At 72.4% G+C, this 18,217-nt stretch carries 16 protein-coding genes and 2 pseudogenes; 8 read left to right on the top strand and 10 right to left on the bottom strand.

Annotated features, from left to right (window positions below):
- The first annotated feature begins 11 nt into the window (after positions 1-11).
- Positions 12-374, top strand: coding sequence for a hypothetical protein (locus tag ACZ5FU_RS27815; protein WP_451528373.1), 363 nt, complete (start codon positions 12-14; stop codon positions 372-374).
- 50 nt (positions 375-424) lie between these two features.
- On the opposite strand, the gene ACZ5FU_RS27810 is transcribed toward ACZ5FU_RS27815, so the two are convergent.
- The 3 genes and pseudogenes from ACZ5FU_RS27810 to ACZ5FU_RS27800 all read right to left on the bottom strand — a co-directional run bounded on the left by ACZ5FU_RS27810 (position 425) and on the right by ACZ5FU_RS27800 (position 2,959).
- Positions 425-1,633: a DUF2235 domain-containing protein gene (locus tag ACZ5FU_RS27810; RefSeq protein ID WP_451528374.1), complete on the bottom strand. Its 1,209-nt coding sequence runs from the start codon at positions 1,631-1,633 to the stop codon at positions 425-427.
- 561 nt (positions 1,634-2,194) lie between these two features.
- Positions 2,195-2,500: pseudogene (locus ACZ5FU_RS27805) on the bottom strand (lipoate--protein ligase family protein); the annotation flags it as partial.
- Positions 2,501-2,587: 87 nt separating this feature from the next.
- On the bottom strand, positions 2,588-2,959 hold the full coding sequence (locus ACZ5FU_RS27800) for a MerR family transcriptional regulator (protein ID WP_451778560.1): 372 nt from the start codon (positions 2,957-2,959) through the stop codon (positions 2,588-2,590).
- Positions 2,960-3,020: 61 nt separating this feature from the next.
- Here ACZ5FU_RS27800 and ACZ5FU_RS27795 point away from each other — a divergent pair, with 61 nt between their 5' ends.
- Positions 3,021-3,728 carry an SDR family oxidoreductase gene (locus ACZ5FU_RS27795; RefSeq protein ID WP_451778557.1) on the top strand — a complete coding sequence of 236 codons (708 nt, stop codon included), beginning with the start codon at positions 3,021-3,023 and terminating at the stop codon, positions 3,726-3,728.
- A gap of 39 nt (positions 3,729-3,767) precedes the next feature.
- Here ACZ5FU_RS27795 and ACZ5FU_RS27790 read toward each other — a convergent pair.
- Positions 3,768-3,962: pseudogene (locus ACZ5FU_RS27790) on the bottom strand (Tn3 family transposase); the annotation flags it as partial.
- Positions 3,963-4,311: 349 nt separating this feature from the next.
- Positions 4,312-5,229 carry an SDR family oxidoreductase gene (locus ACZ5FU_RS27785; protein WP_468645773.1) on the bottom strand — a complete coding sequence of 306 codons (918 nt, stop codon included), beginning with the start codon at positions 5,227-5,229 and terminating at the stop codon, positions 4,312-4,314.
- A 112-nt stretch (positions 5,230-5,341) separates the two neighbouring features.
- Here ACZ5FU_RS27785 and ACZ5FU_RS27780 point away from each other — a divergent pair, with 112 nt between their 5' ends.
- Positions 5,342-5,911 (top strand): TetR/AcrR family transcriptional regulator, encoded by a 570-nt coding sequence (locus ACZ5FU_RS27780; protein WP_451528378.1) that lies wholly within the window; start codon positions 5,342-5,344, stop codon positions 5,909-5,911.
- 723 nt (positions 5,912-6,634) lie between these two features.
- On the opposite strand, the gene ACZ5FU_RS27775 is transcribed toward ACZ5FU_RS27780, so the two are convergent.
- Positions 6,635-7,624 carry an aldo/keto reductase gene (locus ACZ5FU_RS27775; RefSeq protein ID WP_451528380.1) on the bottom strand — a complete coding sequence of 330 codons (990 nt, stop codon included), beginning with the start codon at positions 7,622-7,624 and terminating at the stop codon, positions 6,635-6,637.
- 238 nt (positions 7,625-7,862) lie between these two features.
- Positions 7,863-8,711, bottom strand: coding sequence for a LysR family transcriptional regulator (locus ACZ5FU_RS27770; protein WP_468645771.1), 849 nt, complete (start codon positions 8,709-8,711; stop codon positions 7,863-7,865).
- 104 nt (positions 8,712-8,815) lie between these two features.
- Here ACZ5FU_RS27770 and ACZ5FU_RS27765 point away from each other — a divergent pair, with 104 nt between their 5' ends.
- From ACZ5FU_RS27765 to ACZ5FU_RS27755, 3 genes are all read left to right on the top strand, one after another.
- Positions 8,816-9,577, top strand: coding sequence for an SDR family oxidoreductase (locus ACZ5FU_RS27765; RefSeq protein WP_451528381.1), 762 nt, complete (start codon positions 8,816-8,818; stop codon positions 9,575-9,577).
- Positions 9,578-10,250: 673 nt separating this feature from the next.
- A complete protein-coding gene (locus ACZ5FU_RS27760) occupies positions 10,251-10,454 on the top strand; it encodes a cold-shock protein (RefSeq protein WP_451528382.1) in 204 nt (67 codons plus the stop codon).
- Positions 10,455-10,849: 395 nt separating this feature from the next.
- On the top strand, positions 10,850-11,050 hold the full coding sequence (locus ACZ5FU_RS27755; protein ID WP_451778554.1) for a cold-shock protein: 201 nt from the start codon (positions 10,850-10,852) through the stop codon (positions 11,048-11,050).
- A 142-nt stretch (positions 11,051-11,192) separates the two neighbouring features.
- Here the strand turns inward: ACZ5FU_RS27755 and ACZ5FU_RS27750 are convergent, their stop codons facing one another.
- Complete coding sequence (locus tag ACZ5FU_RS27750) at positions 11,193-12,482, bottom strand: MFS transporter (protein WP_451528384.1); 1,290 nt, start codon at positions 12,480-12,482, stop codon at positions 11,193-11,195.
- A 126-nt stretch (positions 12,483-12,608) separates the two neighbouring features.
- Here ACZ5FU_RS27750 and ACZ5FU_RS27745 point away from each other — a divergent pair, with 126 nt between their 5' ends.
- Entirely contained in the window at positions 12,609-13,544 is a 936-nt protein-coding gene (locus tag ACZ5FU_RS27745; protein ID WP_451528385.1) for a LysR family transcriptional regulator, read from the top strand.
- An 18-nt stretch (positions 13,545-13,562) separates the two neighbouring features.
- On the opposite strand, the gene ACZ5FU_RS27740 is transcribed toward ACZ5FU_RS27745, so the two are convergent.
- Both ACZ5FU_RS27740 and ACZ5FU_RS27735 read right to left on the bottom strand, forming a co-directional pair.
- Positions 13,563-15,908: an FdhF/YdeP family oxidoreductase gene (locus tag ACZ5FU_RS27740; protein WP_451528386.1), complete on the bottom strand. Its 2,346-nt coding sequence runs from the start codon at positions 15,906-15,908 to the stop codon at positions 13,563-13,565.
- Between the two features lie 38 nt (positions 15,909-15,946).
- Positions 15,947-16,465, bottom strand: a complete 519-nt coding sequence (locus tag ACZ5FU_RS27735; RefSeq protein WP_451778547.1) for an SRPBCC family protein — start codon at positions 16,463-16,465, stop codon at positions 15,947-15,949.
- A 309-nt stretch (positions 16,466-16,774) separates the two neighbouring features.
- Between ACZ5FU_RS27735 and ACZ5FU_RS27730 the strand changes: the two genes are divergently transcribed.
- Positions 16,775-18,088 (top strand): cation:proton antiporter, encoded by a 1,314-nt coding sequence (locus tag ACZ5FU_RS27730; RefSeq protein ID WP_451528388.1) that lies wholly within the window; start codon positions 16,775-16,777, stop codon positions 18,086-18,088.
- Positions 18,089-18,217: the final 129 nt, after the last annotated feature.

Genomic DNA, 18,217 nt, shown 5'->3' with positions numbered 1-18,217 from the left:
AGGCCGGCTGTATGCAGGAGTGGAAGCACTCACCGACCGCCGTGACGATGCCCCGGCTGATCCTGGACCCCTACCGCTGCGGTGTCGACGCGAGCACGACTCTCGACGAGCCGGGAACGGGTGGGCAGTGGGGGGACGAGGACTGGCGTGTGCCGCCCCGGGCACGGGCCGAGGAGGAGACGCCCCGGCACGCCCCCGAGCCTGCCCGGCGACCCTCCCTGCTCCCGGCCGACTGCCGCCGCCTCGAGCTGCACGCGGCGCTCGTGCGGGCAGGAGTCGCGCCCGAGCCCGGAGACCTGCACGCCGTGGAGGCGCTGAGCACCATGGACGACACCGTCAACGACGCCGTCCGGCGCTGGATCGCGGCGCACTGATCCCGGTCGCGGACGCGGGATGTGGCGCGCCGGTCGTGCGGGACGTGGTGTCAGACGGTGCGGTCGTGCCCGCCCCGCGCGTCGGCCGCCGTACCGGGGGCGGACGCCGCGGGAGGCATGGGCGGCAGGCCCGCGGCGATGTCCGGCAGCAGCACGGGCTCCAGCCGGACCGACTCCTGACCGCTCAGATACCGCTCCAGCTCCGGCGGACGGTAGCGCGCGTCACGGTCGTGGCGCTCCTTGGCGGGCACCGCGAGGAACTCGTTGCCGTCGGGTACGCCGTCGCCGTCGACCGCCTTGCCGAGCGGCCGGTGCAGGGGCTCGAACGCCCGGTACGCGCCCGTCCACGAGGCGTGCATCGCGCCCGAACCGTCCGGCCGCACGCGGAAGTCGACGCTCTGCTCCGGCTTCATCACCTTCGGCCCGGCCGTGCCGAGCACATCGGGGTCGAACGCCAGCCCGTGTCTGCGGGCCTGGTCGACCATCCACAGCAGGGTGACGTCGGACAGGCCCGTCTCCTCGTAGCCGCCGCCGACATCGCAGTGCACCCCGGCGAACCACACCTGCTTCAGCTCCTGGCCCTGCTCGGCCGCGCCGGGCTGCTGGTGCCACAGGGTCGGCCGGAACGCCGAGCGCTGTTCGTCGACGGCCAGCGCGTGGAAGGCCGCCCCCACCCAGCTGCTCAGCTCGGTGTCGTGGAACGCCCAGCGGCGGTTGAACCGTCGCACGGCCGGCTGCAGCCACGTGGCGTCGGGGACGGGGATGCCCAGGGCGCCGACCGTGTCCCACACGCCGATGAAGTGGATCCGCGTCTCACGCGCGTACGAGCGGCGGAACAGCGTCGCCGCCGCGCCGGTCGGCCGTTCGATCCGGTTGCGGTACAGGTCCCAGGCCTCCGGGATCCGGTCGACGTGGTCCCGGCGCAGCACACCGCAGTTGCGCAGCAGCCCCGACAGGCTCCGCGCGGTGAACGCGCCCCGGCTGAAACCGAAGAGGAACAGTTCGTCGCCGGGCTCGTACGTCTCGACGAGGAACCGGTAGGCGTCGAGGACGTTCCGGGACAGTCCCACGCCGAACGCGCCACCGCGCAGCCGCTCCTGCCGCCGGGTGCCCACGCCACCGTGGTAGTGGACGCGCTGCTCCTTCCCGTCCGCGTGTCCTGGACGCACGGACAGGGCGACCTTGGCGACATTGGTCTTGCTCGGTTGGTCGGCGAAGTTCCACGTGCCGTCGCAGCAGACGACCAGACGCTTGGCCATGACGATCCCTCCTCGCACGAGCGTGGAGCGGCGCCAAGCACACCATCGATGTTTCCACCACTCGGCGGGCCGTGCCATCCGGGAGCCGTTCCCGCGCGGTCGCCGCCCGCGGCCGGGATGGCACGGGCCGCCGGGGTGACTAAGCTGGTGAGCCGGTACCGCACCTCACCCGCAGCCGGACGTTCCCGTCCCGGTGACGGCGTCCGCGCGTCCCGCCCGCGGTGCCCGCCGCGAGGTGACCGGTCCCGGCGTCATCACTCAGGAGAAGGCGGCGCCAACGCCACACCTGACGCCCTGTCGGCCCGGTCCCGAACCGCGGGGTGCCGGGGCGGGCGCAGGAGACCGCCGACAGGGGACCGCGACCCGTTCAGGTGAACATCAAGGCTCTCGACGACCGGGCGGCCGGCCGGTTCTGGGCGGAGGCGCTCGACCGGGGCCTTTCCAGCGAGGGACCCGGCGTGACCACGGTCGGACGGGGAGGACACCACCAGCCGACATGATCACGGGCAAAGACCTGCTCGCCCTGCCGGGTACGAGGCGGCACCCGGCAGAATGCGGCGTTCACGGCACGCGCGCGGTCCGCTCCTCGGTCGCGAGCTTCGACCGCACCGGTTCCTCCGCGCGGTCCATCTCTTCCACCGCGACTTCGCCTGCGGTCGTCCCGTAGCGGTTGCGGAAGGAGGCGGCCACGTCCTCGATGACCTGCTCCCGCACGAGGCCCGTCCGCCGGCGGAGCGGGTCGACACGCTTCTCGGCGCTCTCGGTGCCCTTGCCGGACATCTTCTCCTTGCCGATGCGGAGCACCTCGAGCATCTTGTCGGCATCGATGTCGTGGGACGTCGACACGTGAGGGAGGACGGCTCCGGGCATCAGCGTGAGGCTTGGAGAACGCCCACTGCCGGAACGGCTTCTCTCATCGCCGTCAGTGCCGCAGAGGTGACGCGTGCGATGCGGCTACGTCGCCGAGCACGCAGCCGGGGTGCTCTCGTACTCGGCGGAGAGGCGGATCAGCTCATCGAGTCGATCGTGCGCCCTGGTCAGGGCGTCGATCTGGCCCCTGATACGGGCACGCTCGTCCATGAGCCGGCGTGTCATCTGCGGGGTCGCGACGAGAGTGTCCAGGAACGGAAGGATCTGCCGGATCGCCTTGCTGGCCAGACCGGCCGCGTAGAGGAGCTGGATGAACTTCACCCGCTCGACGGCGGACTCGGGGTACCGCCGGTGGCCGCTGGGGCTGCGGTCGGCGATGACGAGCCCCTGCTCTTCGTAGTACCGCAGCGCACGGACGCTGACTCCAGCGCGTTCGGCCACCATTCCGATACGCATGACACCTTCCGTCACTTCGGACTTGATCCTCACGTCGACGTGAGGTTCTAGCGTACGTCTCATGAACATCAACGGAGCCACTGCGCTCGTCACCGGAGCCAACCGCGGTATCGGCCGCCACCTCGCTGCCCAGCTCGTCGAGCGAGGCGCGAAGGTCTACGCGGCCGCCCGTCGTCCCGAGTCCATCGATCTCGACGGCGTCGAGGTCCTCGCACTGGACATCTCCGACCCGGACGCCGTCACCGCCGCAGCCCGCACGGCGGACGATGTGAACCTGCTGGTCAACAATGCCGGCATCGGAGGCGGCGCCCTGCTCGGCGACCTGCAGGCGGTACATGCCGCACTGGACGTGAACTTTTGGGGCACGCTGTCGATGGCCCGCGCCTTCGCACCGGTCCTTGCGGCAAATGGCGGGGGCTCGATCGTGAACATGGCTTCTTCGGCATCATGGTTCGTCTTCCCCGGCAGCAGCGCCTACGCGGTCTCGAAGGCAGCCGTCTGGAGCATGAGTCGAGCGCTGCGCCAGGAGATGGCCGGTCAGGGCACGCTCGTCACCTCGGTGCATCTCGGGGCGGCCGACACCGACATGATGAAGGGCTACGACATGCCCAAGATGGACCCGGCCGATGTCGCCCGAATCACCCTCGACGGCGTCGAGGCCGACGCCGTCGAGGTGGTGGTCGACGAGTTCACCGAAATGGTCAAGGCATCGTTGAGCCGGGACCCGCGGGAGTTCGACCAGCAGTTTCGCCAGTTGCTGAACCCCTGACCACGGTCCAGGACTTTCGCTGAGGAGCGTCGGTGGCTGTCACTCCTCGCCCGTGGCCTTCTTGTCACGCAGGGGCCGCAGCCCTTCCGGTGGCTCGCAGAGCTGGAAGGAATACCGGCCCAGCACGTTGATGTGGTGGCGCACGAACGGCGAGAGGCGGGCCACGTCCTCATCCTGGACGTCGAAGCCGTCCGAACGCGGCTGCTTCACCGCGGCGTCCGTGTACCGGGTGTGGGGCATGGCGGTCCGGGCCGGCCCCGCCCTCTTCGACGGGCCTGGGACGGCGCGCGGGGGACTGGAGCGGGCCGGCCCGCACGTCCTGCATCTGTCCCGGCCCCGGGGATCAGTCGAACCGTGGTCGGCGCGGAGATTGATCATGGTCCAGCCGGCGCGAGGGTGCTGACCCGGTTCCCGCACCCGCGACGGGCCTCGCACGGGGCGAGGACCGCCGGGGCGCCACGGCCGCCGTCGAGCGGCCGGCCGCGGGGGAGGAGCCCGCGGCGCACGGCAGGAGCGGCGCCGACGCACACGGTGTGACCCCGGCCGCGCCGTACCGGCACGGCCCTGGTCGGGCGCGACCCGCTCAGCGGAAGTAGTGCCCCTGGTCGAGGTCTTCCAGGAGCGTGGGATGCGTCGGTCGCCATCCGAGCAGCTCACGCGTGATCGCGCTGGACGCCGGCTGGTCCAGCGACACGAGAGCGCCCAGCCAGCCGAAGTGCTCGAGCGCGTTCTCGGCGGCGACGGAGGAGAGCGGCACGCCCAGGTGGCGGGCGATGGACTCGGCGATGCTCCGGATGGTGACGCCCTCCTGTCCGACGACGTTCAGGAGGGAGCCGGCAGGTGCCTTCTCCAAGGCGAGGCGGAAAGCGCGCGCGGCGTCCAGACGGTGGGTGACGGGCCAGCGCTGGGAGCCGTCGCCGACGTACCCGGACACGCCCTTGTCACGGGCGGTGGCGATGAGCGAGGTGGTGAAGCCGGGGTCGTTCTCCCCGTGGACGGCGCGCGGCAGGCGCAGCACCGCGGAACGGATCCCGCGGGAGGACAGCGCCAGCACCATCTCGTCGGTTCCGGCGCGGCCGGCCGGGCTGTTGTCGTCGACGGCGTCCGTGGCGGCGGGACGCCCGTCGTGCTCGGTGGCGGTGCGGCCGGGGACGGCGGGGGTACCGCCGGTGGCGATGAAGGGCCGGTCGGTGCCCGCGAGGGCGGCGCCGATCGCGGTGACGACGCCGCGGTCGGCGGCGATGGCGCTCTTGAAGTCGCCGGAGAAGGCGGCGTCGTGCTTGAAGGCCAGGTGGACGACGCCCTCGGAGTCGGCGGCCGCGCCGCGCAGGATGTCGAGGTCGTCCAGGGATCCTCGGACCACCTCGGCCCCGGCCTTGCGCAGGGCTCGGGCGGCGGCGTCCGACCTGGCGAGGGCGGTGACCCGGTGATCGTGGGAGATGAGCTCGGGGACGACCGCGGAGCCGATCCAGCCGGACGCTCCGGTGACGAATACGCGCATGAGTGATCCTTCGCATGAGCTGGGGGACACCTGTGATCAAGGTGATGTCATTGACTGACATCACTACAGTAGCTCATCGATGGCAGTCACTGTCATCACGTAGGGTGGAGCCATGGGAAGATGGGCGCCGGACGCGCGCGGCCGACTGGAGTACGCGGCCTTGGAGCTCTACGCGGAAGTGGGCTTCGAGCGGACCACGGTGAAGGAGATCGCGCAGCGCGCCGGACTGACCGAGCGGACGTTCTTCCGCCACTTCGCGGACAAGCGTGAGGTGCTCTTCCCCGGGAATCGGCAGCTCCAGGAGGTCCTGGAACAAGCCGTGACCCGGAGCTCCGCGGCGCTCACCCCGGCCGAGGCCGTGACAGCGGCCCTGCTCGAACTCTCCGGGCTGATGGAGGACCGCAGGGAGCTGGCGCGGCGGCGTCAGACCGTCATCGCCGCCCACCCGGAACTGCAGGAACGTGAACTGGCCAAACTCGCGTCCTGGTCGCAGACGCTCACCGGTGCCCTGATGCGGCGCGGAACGGCGCAGCCGGAGGCACGCCTCGCCGCGGAGGCCGGTCTGGCCGTGTTCAAGACCGCCTTCGAACGCTGGATCGAGACCGCCGACCCGCAGCACACCCTGGGACGGTTCGTCGGCGACGCCTTCGACGACCTCGGAAGGCTGTTCGCCCGTCCCTGAGCGCCCGGCACCCGGTACGGCGTGAGCCTGCTCCGGTGGACGGGCAGGGCCCTGCTCCCTCGCTGCGGCTTCACCGCTCCCGCGAGGTGGAGGGGAAGCCCCTTCCCGGACTTGCGGGGAAAGGGGAGGCCTTCAGGAACGGATCCCCCTTCGGCGCAGGTCCTGCCCGAGGAGTGCTCGAAGGCGGCCGACCGGCGGTACAGGAACGGCGTGCCCGACTCCAGGGCGTCCGTCACGGCGCGGACGAACTCGGTCAGGATCGAGCCCTCAAGGGTGCCGTCCAGGTCGCCGGAGCCGACGCCCATCTCGTACACGTGCCCGTACGTGGGGCCGGGCCGGTGATCGACGAACGCGACACCCCCGTCGTCGGGCAGCGCGAACGGCACGCAGAGGTGCGGACGGCCGGCGGTCGAAGCGCGGCACGGTCCGCCGGCGAGTGAGCGGCCGGCCACGACTCGAACCGGGTCCATGCCTGATCGAACAGGACGACGGCATCCGCCAGCGGCATGGGCGGACGACGGACGGCGGCTCTGACAGGACCGGCCGCCCGGCCACCGGGCCCACGGCTGATGCGGTCGCCCGAACCGCCGGAGAGGGGCCTGCCGCACGATCGGGTGACATCCGACCGGCGAGGAGACCGGTGGGGCCCGGGACCGGTGCGGGCCCGCAGCCGGCGGCGACGGCGCGGCGGAGGGGAACCGCGGCGCCGCCGGCGGAACACTCCTAGCGATTGACGCTTTTCATCCCCGCCTCGTCGTACCGCTCGCCCGACGCCTCGGGCAGCTCCGCGTCGATGCGGGCCAGCTCGTCCCCGGTCAGCGTGATGTCGACCGCCGCGGCGTTCTGCTCCAGGTAGGTGCGGCGCTTGGTGCCCGGGATCGGCACCAGGTCCTCGCCCCGGGCCAGCACCCAGGCGATGGCCAGCTGGGCCGGGGTCACCTCCTTCTCGGCGGCGATCTCCTTCACCTTCGCCGCCAGCCGCAGGTTCGCCTCCAGGTTGGCGTCCTGGAAGCGCGGGTTCTCGCGGCGCCAGTCGTTCGCGTCCAGCTCGTCCGGTGAGGTGAACCGCCCGGCGAGGAAACCGCGGCCGAGCGGCGAGTACGGCACGAAGCCGATGCCCAGCTCACGGCAGGCGGGCAGCACCTCGGCCTCCACGTCCCGCGACCACAGCGAGTACTCGCTCTGCACCGCCGTGACCGGGTGCACGGCGTGCGCGCGCCGGATGGTCTCCGCGCTCGCCTCGCTCAGGCCGATGTACCGCACCTTGCCCTCGGCGACCAGCTCGCCCAGCGCGCCGGCCGTCTCCTCGATCGGTACGTTCGGGTCGACCCGGTGCTGGTAGTACAGATCGATGTGGTCGGTCCCCAGACGCTTCAGGGAACCGTGGACCGAGCTGCGGACGTGCTCGGCCGAGCCGTCCTGCGGGCCGACCGTGCTGATGTCGCCTGGCACCGCGTCGTCCATCCGGTAGTTGAACTTCGTCGCGATCACGTACTCGTCGCGACGCCCCCGGATCGCCTCGCCGACGAGCGACTCGTTGGTGAGCGGCCCGTACATCTGCGCGGTGTCGAGGAAGTTCACCCCGAGGTCGAGGGCATGCCGGACGGTGGCGATCCCCTCCTCCCGGTCGGCGGATCCGTAGAAGGCGGACATGCCCATGCACCCCAGGCCGATGGCCGACACCTGGAGGTCCCGCAGGCTGCGCTTCCGCATGCCGTGTCCCACCTTTCTCTGCGCGTACGTTCGCGCGTTCGCGTGTTCGTTCGTCGTCGGGGCGGCGCGAGGCCCCTCATCCATCTAGCGTCGGATTCCACCGTTCGGCATCCCGTGAGGGGCGTCGGGCGAAACGGGCCCTGCGCGCCGCGGTGCCTGCGACGTTACGACTTGGAGCGCACTTCAGCGCAAGTCGTCCCTCCGTCCCTCCGTCCCTTCGTTCCCTCGTCCGCGCCGGTCACAGGGCGCCGGCGGCGCGGACCAGTCCCGCGACCGCCGTCGAGCGACTGTGCGGGGGCCAGGCGATGACCGTGGTGACGCGGGGGGCGTCGAGGACGGGTACGGCGGTGAGGCCTTCGCGCAGGCCGGTGCGGCCCGACTCCGGGACGACCGCGCACGCACGGCCGAGGGCGATGAGCTGGGTGAGCTGGGTGTGGTCGCGCACCTGCGGGCCGGGGCCGTCCGGGAAGGTGCCGTCGGGGCGCGGCCAGCGGGGGAGGGGCAGGTCGGGAAGGCCGGTGACCTCGGCGAGCCGCAGGTGGGGGCGGCCGCCGAGGGGATGGTCCGCAGGGAGGACCACGACCTGTCCCTCGGTGTGCAGGTCCTCGGTGTCGAAGCCGGCCGTGTCGTCGAACGGCCGGTGCAACAGGGCCACGTCGGCCCGGCCGTCGCACAGCACCCGTACCTGTTCGCCCGGCCCGCACAGCACGATGTCCACCGCGACGGCGCCGGGTTCGGCGGCATAGGCGTCCAGGAGTTTCGCCAGCAGTTCGTCGGAGGCGCCCGCCTTCGCGGCGAGGACCACGGCCGGCCGGCCGGCCGCGGCGCGGGCGGCCCGGCGGGCGCGCCGCTCGGCGGCCTCCACGGCGTCCAGCGCCGCCCGCGCCTCCCGCAGCAGCACCGCCCCGGCCCCGGTCAGGGTGACGCCCCGGCTGCCGCGCTCCAGGAGGGCGGCGTCCAGGCGCCGTTCGAGCCCTCCGATCGCCCGCGACAGCGGAGGCTGGGCGATCCCGAGCCGCCGGGCGGCCCGGCCGAAGTGCAACTCCTCGGCGACCGCGACGAAGTACCGCAGCTCACGTGTCTCCACCTCGTCAGCGTAACCGGGCCGGCCAGGGGCGATACCCGGACGGTATCGACGCCCACCCGATCGGTCTTGGACGCCCCGGCGGCCGCGGGAGAAGGATCGACGTCATGAGCGAGACGAACAGCGGGAACAGCGGGAACAACGTGAACGGACAGAAGGTCGTGCTGGTGACCGGCGCCAACAAGGGCATCGGGTACGAGATCGCCGTCGGACTCGGCGCCCTGGGCTGGTCCGTCGGGGTCGGCGCGCGGGACGGGGAGCGGCGCGAGGCCGCCGTGGAGAAGCTGCGCGCGGCCGGGGCCGACGCGTTCGGCGTGCCGCTCGACGTGACCGACGACGCGAGCGTGGCGGCGGCGGCCGGCCTGATCGAGCAGCGGGCCGGGCGGCTCGACGCGCTCGTCAACAACGCGGGGATCACCGGCGGCGGCCCGCAGGAGCCCACCACGGTCGACGTGAACCGGATACGGGCGGCCGTGGAGACCAACGTGATCGGCGTCGTCCGCGTCACCAACGCCCTGCTGCCGCTGCTGCGCCGCTCGCCGTCGCCGCGGATCGTGAACGTCTCCAGCAGTGTCGGCTCCCTGACACTGCAGAGCACACCCGGCGCCGAGACGGGTCCCCTCTCGGTCGCCTACGCGCCGTCGAAGACCTTCCTCAACGCCGTCACCGTGCAGTACGCCAAGGAACTGGCCGGCACGGGCATCCTGATCAACGCCGTCTGCCCCGGTTTCACGGCGACCGACCTCAACGGCTTCCGGGGAGTGCGCACCCCGCAGCAGGGCGCGGCCTCCGCGATCCGGCTGGTGACCGTGGCGGACGACGGGCCGACGGGCCGCTTCTTCGACGACGAGGGCGAGGTGCCCTGGTGACGGACGGGCGGGCCCGCACCACTCGGCGGAGACGGCACCGGCATTCCTTCCTGACCGGGACGCCTTCCTGACCGGGACGGCCGACCGGATCGGCTCGGCCGTCGAGTCGGAGCCGCCGGCCATCGACCATCGGCCGCCGGGCGGTCGGCGGCAGGGCGGTCGGAAGGCGGGGCGGTCGGGCTCGCCCGCCCCGCCGCCCCTCGGTGCCTGAAGGCGGCGCCGGGGACTCCGGCGCGGCCGGGTCCCCGGGCCCGTCGCTCGCGGTGGCCCGGTGGTGGTCCCGTCGGGCCGCCTTCCGGCCGGCGCGTGTCGGTGCGCTCCCCGAGACGGATGCGGTGGCGGATGTCGTGGAGGGGAGGCCCGTGCCGCCATGGGCTCACGGCACAAATTCTGTCGCCGTCGCCGCAGAAATCCGATTCATGCGCGGTGAGGGTATGTCGGCGGACTGATCGAGAAACGATGTGGTTTTTACCGGCGCTCGCTCGGGTCGTTATTCCGTGCTACGGTTCTTCCAGTTGCAGTTGTGGTTCCCGAAAACTTCAAGTGCCCTGCCGTCCCCCAGGTCGGCAGGTGCGCTTTTTCATGCCGGTTTTTCTTCCGGACGGGGTCATCACGGCGACGCGGGATGTGCACAGTGCAGGTCCCACGGGTAATGCCCCGAAGGAGATATGACATGGCTACTGGCACCGTGAAGTGGTTCAACGCGGAAAAGGGCTTCGGCTTCATCGAGCAGGACGGCGGCGGCGCCGACGTCTTCGCCCACTACTCGAACATCGCCACCTCCGGCTTCCGTGAGCTGCAGGAAGGCCAGAAGGTGAGCTTCGACGTCACGCAGGGCCAGAAGGGCCCGCAGGCGGAGAACATCGTTCCCGTCTGATCCGCGGCGCGCACGTGACGGCTGGGCCCGCACCGATCGGTGCGGGCCCAGCCGTTTGCCGCCTGCCCGCTCGATCCGTCGGGCCCGCCCGCGGTGACGACCGGCCCGGCGCGCGCCATCGCCGCCCGACCGTGCCCGACGCGCACCTGTGGTGTCATGACCGCGGAATATCCGAGCGCGAGAGCGGTGGATCCGGCCGTGCGAGGAAAACATTCCGGGCCGGAAGAAAATTGAATCCGGACTTCGTCCTGCCGTCCCGTTGAATTCACCCGGAACTCCGGATGTGTTCGGCGCTATTCGGCCCCGGTGGGTCCGCCGCGCGGAGTGTGAAGTGCGGAGTGCGAAGCGAGCCGTGTGCCGCGCGCATCCGACCGGCTGTGAGGAGGAGGGGATAAATGGCGACCGGCACGGTGAAGTGGTTCAACACGGCACGGGGCTTCGGTTTCATCGAGCAGGACGGCGACGGCACGGACGTGTACGCCCACTACTCCCACATCGCCGACCACGGGCTCGTGGGCCTCCTGGCGGGTCAGCGGGTCACGTTCGACGCCGTGTACGGACGGACGTGCCCGTACGCGGAGAACATCGTCACCTGAGGATCGCGGAGCGGCGCCCGAACGGCGGCCGCTCGCACACCCCACGGCCACGGCGTGGACCTCCTCGATCCGCACCCGGAGACCGGCCACCGGCACGGCTCCGCCTCCCCGTCCCGGTCACGATGATCGCGGGGGCGCCCCGTCAGGTGAGGTTCGGCGCCGGCGCCGAACCGGCCGGACGCGCCGTCGCGCGGCGGGGGAGCAGCAGCGGGGTCGCGAGCAGGAGGACGCCGGCCAGAGCGATGGCCGTCCGCGGCCCCAGCAGGCTTCCCAGCACACCCCAGACCGCCGTCAGGAGCGCGGTCGATGCCTTGGCCGTCACCGCCCAGGCCGACAGCGTGCGGACGACCCGGTCGGTCGCGGTGCGTTCGAGACGGTAGGTGGCGTGGACGGGGTTGAAGACCCCGCAACAGAAGATGAGCCCGAGCTCGACACCCATCACCAGCAGCATCCCTCCGGTGCCCGGCCCCAGGAAGGCCAGGCCGACGGGCCACACCGCACGCAGCGTCCCGGACACGAGCAGGACCTGCCGCTGCCCGAACCGCGTGACCAGCGACGGCGCCAGCCGCGAACCGAGCAGTCCGCCGACCGAGGGTACGGCGAAGGCCAGGCCGTACTGCCACGGCGCGAACCCGAGCGGGCCGAGCATCAGGACGGCCAGCAGCGGCGAGGAGGCCATCACCAGGCCGTTGAACACGGTGGTGTTGAGGAACAGCGGACGCAGCGTCGCGTCGGCGAGGACGTACCGCCAGCCGTCGAGCAGGTCCCCGGCCCGCGGGCGCCCGGCCTCCCGGCGCCCGGGCCGCGGCTCGTGCCCGCCCGTCGCGCACAGACCGAACGCCGACAGCAGGTGGCTCACCGCGTCGGTCACCACCGTCGCCACCGGGCCGAGGAGCCCGATCGCCGCGCCGCCCAGCGGCGGTCCGACGATCGTGGTCGTCCAGGCCGTGGACTCCAGGCGGGCGTTGGCGACGAGCAGGTCCTCGGCCGGCAGCAGCGTCTTGAGGTAGGCGCCGGAAGCGGCACGGAAGGTGATGTCGGCCGCCGCGACGACGACCGAGACCAGCAGGAGCTGAAGGAAGGTGAGCACGCCGAGCGCGAACGCCACCGGGACCGTCAGCAGCGCCGCGCACCGCACCAGGTCCGTCGCGATCAGCACCGGCCGCTTGCGCCGGAACTCCACCCACGGGCCGAGCGGCACCGCCGCCGCCGCGCCCACCGCCGCTCCCGCCGAGGCGAGCGCCGCGACCTCGGCCGGTCCGGCGTGCAGCACCTGGACGGCGATCAGCGGGAACGCGCCGAAGGCGAGCCACGTACCGAGCGCGCTCGTCGCGTACGCCCCCCACAGCCACCCGAACGGCCGCCCCAGCCGCCGCCCCCGCCGACGCCCGAGCCGCCGTCCCGGCCGGTGCCCGCTCTGCGTGCCTGACACTCCCCGCCCGCCCCTTCCGTACAACCGACAAGCGATCGGACGCATCAAAGCGAAGGCTCCGGCCGGGAATCAAACAACGGACGGGCTCTCGGCCACAACCCGCCGTTGTGTCTTTAGGATGCCGGCATGGATCTCGACACCGTCCGGACGTTCGTGGCCGCCGCCGACACGGGACGGTTCCAGGAGGCGGCCGCCGAGCTGGGGATCACCCAGCAGGCCGTCTCCAAGCGCATCGCCGCGCTGGAGCGCCACCTCGCGGTGCGACTGTTCACCCGGACCGCGCGCGGAGCCGGACTCACCATCGACGGGCAGGCGTTCCTGCCCCATGCGCGCGAACTGCTGCGCGTCGCCGAGCGCGCGCTCACGTCCGTGCGCGCCGGCCGCCGGCCCCTGCGCGTCGACATCATCGCCTCGCGCGGAGCGGCGTCGGGGCTCATGCGCGGCTTCCACGGCGCCCACCCCGAGATCGATCTCGACGTGGTGATGCTCCTCGACATCGAGGCCGCCGTCGCCGCCGTGCGCTCCGGCACGATCGACGCGTCCTTCCGCGCCGTCGCCGCGCCGGGCAGACCCCTGCCGGAGGACATCGCGTCGGTCCGGGTGCTCGACGAGCCGCTCCAGCTCCTCACCGGTCCCGCCCACGCACTGGCCGGCGCCCGGTCCGTGACCGTCGAACAGCTCGCCGGACACCGGATCTGGATGCCCGGCATCGTCCCCGGCACCGAATGGGCCGCCTACTACGACGACCTCGTGGCCGAGTTCGGCCTCACCATCGAGGCCACCGGCCCCAACTTCGGCTCCGACGCCCTCCTCGACACCGTCGCCGACACCCCGGCCCTGGCCACCTTCATGGGCGGACACACGCGCCTGGTGTGGCCCGCCGGCCATGGCCTGCGCCGCATCCCGGTGACCGACCCGACGCCCGTCTACCCGCACTCCCTCCTGTGGCGGCGCGACAACCCCCACCCGGCCCTGGACATCCTCCGCGCCCACCTCGCGGCCACAGCGGCCGACCACGGCGCCGCCGGGACCTGGACGCCCGGCTGGACGCTTCCGCGCTGACCCTCGCAGCGACCCCGCTCACGCCGTCGGGCGGGCGGACGGACCCCGGCTCGGGGACGCCTCCGACCGGGGCGCGGCGACGGGCTCCAGCCGGACCACGATCCCCTTCGACGTCGGCTGGTTGCTCTTGTCGGCCACGCTCTCCAGCGGTACCAGGACGTTGGTCTCCGGGTAGTAGGCGGCGGCACAGCCGCGCGTGGTCGGGTACGGCACCACGCGGAAGCCCTCGGCGCGGCGCTCGGCGTTGTCCTGCCAGACACCGACCAGGTCGACGTACTGCCCCTCGGCCAGACCGAGACCGATGATGTCCTCCGGGTGGACGAGCACCACCCGCCGGCTGCCGTGGATGCCCCGGTAGCGGTCGTTCGACGTGTAGGGCACGGTGTTCCACTGGTCGTGCGAGCGCAGGGTCTGCAGCAGCAGGTGCCCCTCGGGGGCGTTCAGCATCTCCCAGGCGTTGCGGGTGAACAGCGCCTTGCCCGCGGGGTTGTGGTAGACGCCCTCGTTGACCGGGTTCGGCAGCTGGATGCCGCCGGGACGCGTCACCCGCCGGTTGAAGTCGTGCAGGCCGGGGACGACGCGGGAGACGCGGTCGCGGATCGTGCCGTAGTCGGCCTCGAACTCCTCCCACGGGATGTCCGCCCTCGCCTTGTCGAGGGTGCGGCGGGCGAGCCGGCACACAATGGCGACCTCGCTGAGCAGCAGGGGGGAGGCGGGCTGGAGACGGCCGCGGGAGGTGTGCACCTCGCTCATCGAGTTCTCCACGGTGACGAACTGCTCCCCGTCGGCCTGGATGTCCCGTTCGGTGCGGCCGAGGGTCGGCAGGATGAGCGCCGTCTCGCCGCAGACGGTGTGCGACCGGTTGAGCTTGGTGGAGATGTGGACGGTCGTGCGGCAGCCGCGCACTGCCTCCTCGGTGATCTCGCTGTCCGGGGCGGCGCGGACGAAATTGCCGGCCAGTGACAGGAAGAACTTGATGCGGCCCTCGCGCATCGCCTTGATCGAGTTGACGGAGTCCAGGCCGTGGGCGCGCGGCGGATCGAAGCCGAACTCCTCCTGGAGCGCGTCGAGGAATTCGTCCGGCATCTGCTCCCAGATGCCCATCGTGCGGTCGCCCTGCACGTTGCTGTGCCCGCGCACCGGGCAGGCGCCGGTGCCGGCCCGGCCGACGTTGCCGCGCAGCAGCAGGAAGTTCACCATCTCCCGGATGGTGGGGACGGCGTGCTTGTGCTGCGTGATCCCCATCGCCCAGCAGACGATGACGCGGTCGCTGCGCAGCACCTCGTCCCGGACCTGCTCGATCTCCTCGCGCGTCAGCGCGGTCGCGGCGAGGACGTCCTCCCAGTCGACGGTGCGGGCGTGCTCGGCGAACTCCTCGAAGCCCTCGGTGTCGGAGGCGATGAAGTCGTGGGCGAGCACCTGGCCCGGCCGGGCGTCCTCGGCCTCCAGCAGCAGCCGGTTGAGCCCCTGGAACAGGGCGAGGTCGCCACCGTTGCGGATGTGGAGGAACCGATCGGCGATCTCGACGCCCTGCCCGATCACCCCGCGCGGCTTCTGCGGGTTCCTGAACCTCAGCAGACCGGCCTCCGGCAGCGGGTTCACCGCGATGACGCGGGCGCCGTTGCGCTTGGCCTCCTCGAGCGCGGACAGCTGCCGCGGGTGGTTGCTCCCGGGGTTCTGCCCCACCAGGAAGATCAGGTCGGCGTGGTGCAGATCGTCGAGACTGACCGTGCCCTTGCCGGTGCCCAGGGTCTCGTGCAGGGCGAACCCGCTGGACTCGTGGCACATGTTGCTGCAGTCGGGCAGGTTGTTGGTGCCCAGCGCCCTGGCGAACAGCTGCAGGACGAACGCGGCCTCGTTGCTCGCCCGGCCGGAGGTGTAGAACACGGCCTCGTCGGGGGAGTCGAGCGACGTCAGCTCCGCGGCGAGCAGGCCGAAGGCGTCGTTCCAGCTGATGGGCTCGTAGTGGTCGGACCCCGGTCGCTTGACCACCGGTTCGGTCAGCCGTCCCTGCTGGTTCAGCCAGGCGTCGGAGCGCCGGCCCAGCTCGGAGACCGGGTGCGTGCGGAAGAAGTCGGCGGTGACGCGCCTCGTCGTCGCCTCGTCGTTGATGTGCTTGGCGCCGTTCTCGCAGTACTCGTTGCGGTGCCGGTGGCCCGGCGCGGGGTCCGCCCAGGCGCAGCCGGGGCAGTCGATGCCGTCCACCTGGTTCATGGTCAGCAACGTGTGCCCGGCGTTGCGGGGCGAGGTCTCCTCCAGGGAGTACTCCATCGCGTGGACCACCGCGGGCACGCCCGCGGCCCACTTCTTCGGCGGGGTCACGGTCAGAGCCTCGGTCGGCTCGTCGCCGGGCGCCTTCTTCATCGTGTCGCCTCTTCCCTCGTGCTGCTGCCGCTCGCGGATCAGCCGACGGGCCAGCGGGCCACCCGGCTCCGGTGCGGCTTGGGTTCCTCGGGCCGTACCCGCCCGTCGTGGACGGTTCCCCGCCAGGCCCCGGTCTCTTCTCCCAGGCCCTCGATGTACTCCTTGAAACGCCGCAGCTCGTCCCGTACGACCCGGTCGGCCAGCCGGGGGACGCCGGCGAGCACGCCGGTGACGCCGCGCGGTTCGACGTGGATCCGTACGGTCATCAGCGTGCCGCCCGCCGAGGTGGGCCGGAACGTCACCTCGCCCCGGTGGGCGTGATGCCGCTCGAGACTCCGCCAGACCACGTGCGAGTCGGGCTCCTGCTCCACGATCTCGGCCTGGAACTCACGGCGCAGCGGTCCCGCCGCGATGGTCCACCGGGTGAGGGCGGGCCTGACCTGGTCGACCCTCTTCACCGCCCTCATGAACCGGGGGAAGCCCGTGAACTGCGTCCACTGGTTGTACGCGGTGCTCACCGGAACCGCGATCTCGATCGTTTCCTCAACGCTGTGCATGACCCACCCATCGTCGGCCGCCGCTCGCCCCAGTCTCACCGCGCGCCCGGCCGGCCGCCACACGGGTCACCCCGCACGCGGCCGGCCACCGGGCCCGTCCCGCCGGGCGTCCGACTACCCCTGCCCCGGGGCTCCTAACGTGCGGCGGCCCGGGGCCGGACCACGGGCCCGCCCCGCGGACGGCGCCGGGCCCGCCGCTGCGGACGGCGCCGGGACCGTCGTCCGGCGCGGCACGCCGGCCGCTCCCGTCCGGCCGGTGCACGTCGGTGGGCCTGCGTATCTTCGACCGGTGGCGGGCACTCGTCAGCGATGACCTCGGCTGATTTCCTCTTTGCCCTGCTCGGAGCGGGTGTGCTGGGGGCGGCGATGCTGCCCCGTCTGGTGGCCGGCCGGCCGCTGTCGGCGCCGCTCGTGTTCCTGGCCTGCGGCGCCGTCCTGCCCCTGCTGCCCGTGCCCCTGCCGGAGATCGACCCCGTCCGCGACGGGGCATGGGCGGAGCACCTCACCGAGATCTGCGTCATCGTCTCGCTGATGGGGGCGGGGCTCGCCCTGAACCGGCCCTTCGGCCGCCGCCGCTGGGGTGCCACCTGGCGGCTGCTCGGCATCACGATGCCCCTGACCGTCGTGGCGACGGCGCTCCTCGCCTTGGGGCTGCTGGACTGGCCGCCGGCCGCCGCGCTGCTCCTCGCCGCCGTGCTCGTGCCCACCGACCCGGTGCTCGCCTCCGAGGTGCGGGTCGGCGCGCCCACCGACTCCGAGCACGACGAGGACGAGGTGCGGTTCGCGCTGACCAGCGAGGCGGGACTCAACGACGGGCTGGCCTTCCCCCTGGTCGCGGCCGCGACGGCGCTGGCCGCCTCGGCCGGTACGGGGATGTCCGGGGACTGGATCGGGCACTGGCTGCTGGTCGACCTGCTGTACAAGTGCGCCGTGGGCGTGGCCGGCGGCCTGGCCGTGGGAGCGCTGCTGGGCTGGCTGTTCTTCCGCGCCGGTCCGCGGACGATGCGGCTGTCCGAACACGGGGAGGGTTTCGTCGCCCTGGGAGCCATGCTCCTGGCCTACGGTCTCACCGAGGCGGCCCACGGCTACGGCTTCCTCGCCGTGTTCGTCACGGCCTGCCGCCTGCGGGCCGCCGAACGCGCCCACGGCTACCACACGGTGATGCACGACTTCGTGGAACAGGTGGAGCGCCTTCTGACCGCCGGCCTGCTCCTGCTGCTCGGCGCCTGCCTCGGACAGGGGATCCTGTCCGAGCTGACCTGGCAGGGTGCCCTCGTCGGCCTGTCGCTGCTGTTCGTCATCCGCCCCCTGACCGGCTGGCTCGCCCAGCTCGGCTCGGCCGCGGGCCCCCGCGAACGCCTGGTGACCGCCTTCTTCGGCATCCGCGGGATCGGCTCGCTCTTCTACCTCTCCTACGCGCTCGGCACCCAGACGTTCCACGTCCCGGCCGGGGAACTGTGGGCGGTGGTGGCCTTCACCGTCCTGGTCTCCGTCGTCCTGCACGGGGTCACGGCCTCGCCCGTCATCTCCCGGCTGGACCGGCTGCGCCTGCTGCGGGCGGAGCGGGACCCGGCCACGGGACCGGAACCGGACGAGGTCGACGTCGCGAACCAGCGCCTGTGAGCGGGCGGGAGCACCGGTTCGGCCGGTCCGGAATCCGTTCGGGCCGGGCGGTCCCTCCGGACGGGCGTCGGTGACCGTTGTCCGCCACGGAGCCGGCCCGGTCCGGGAACCCGTCGCCCTCCGCCCGCG

This window comes from Streptomyces sp. NPDC031554 (assembly GCF_055580685.1).
This window is presented reverse-complemented; position numbering and strand designations above follow the sequence as displayed.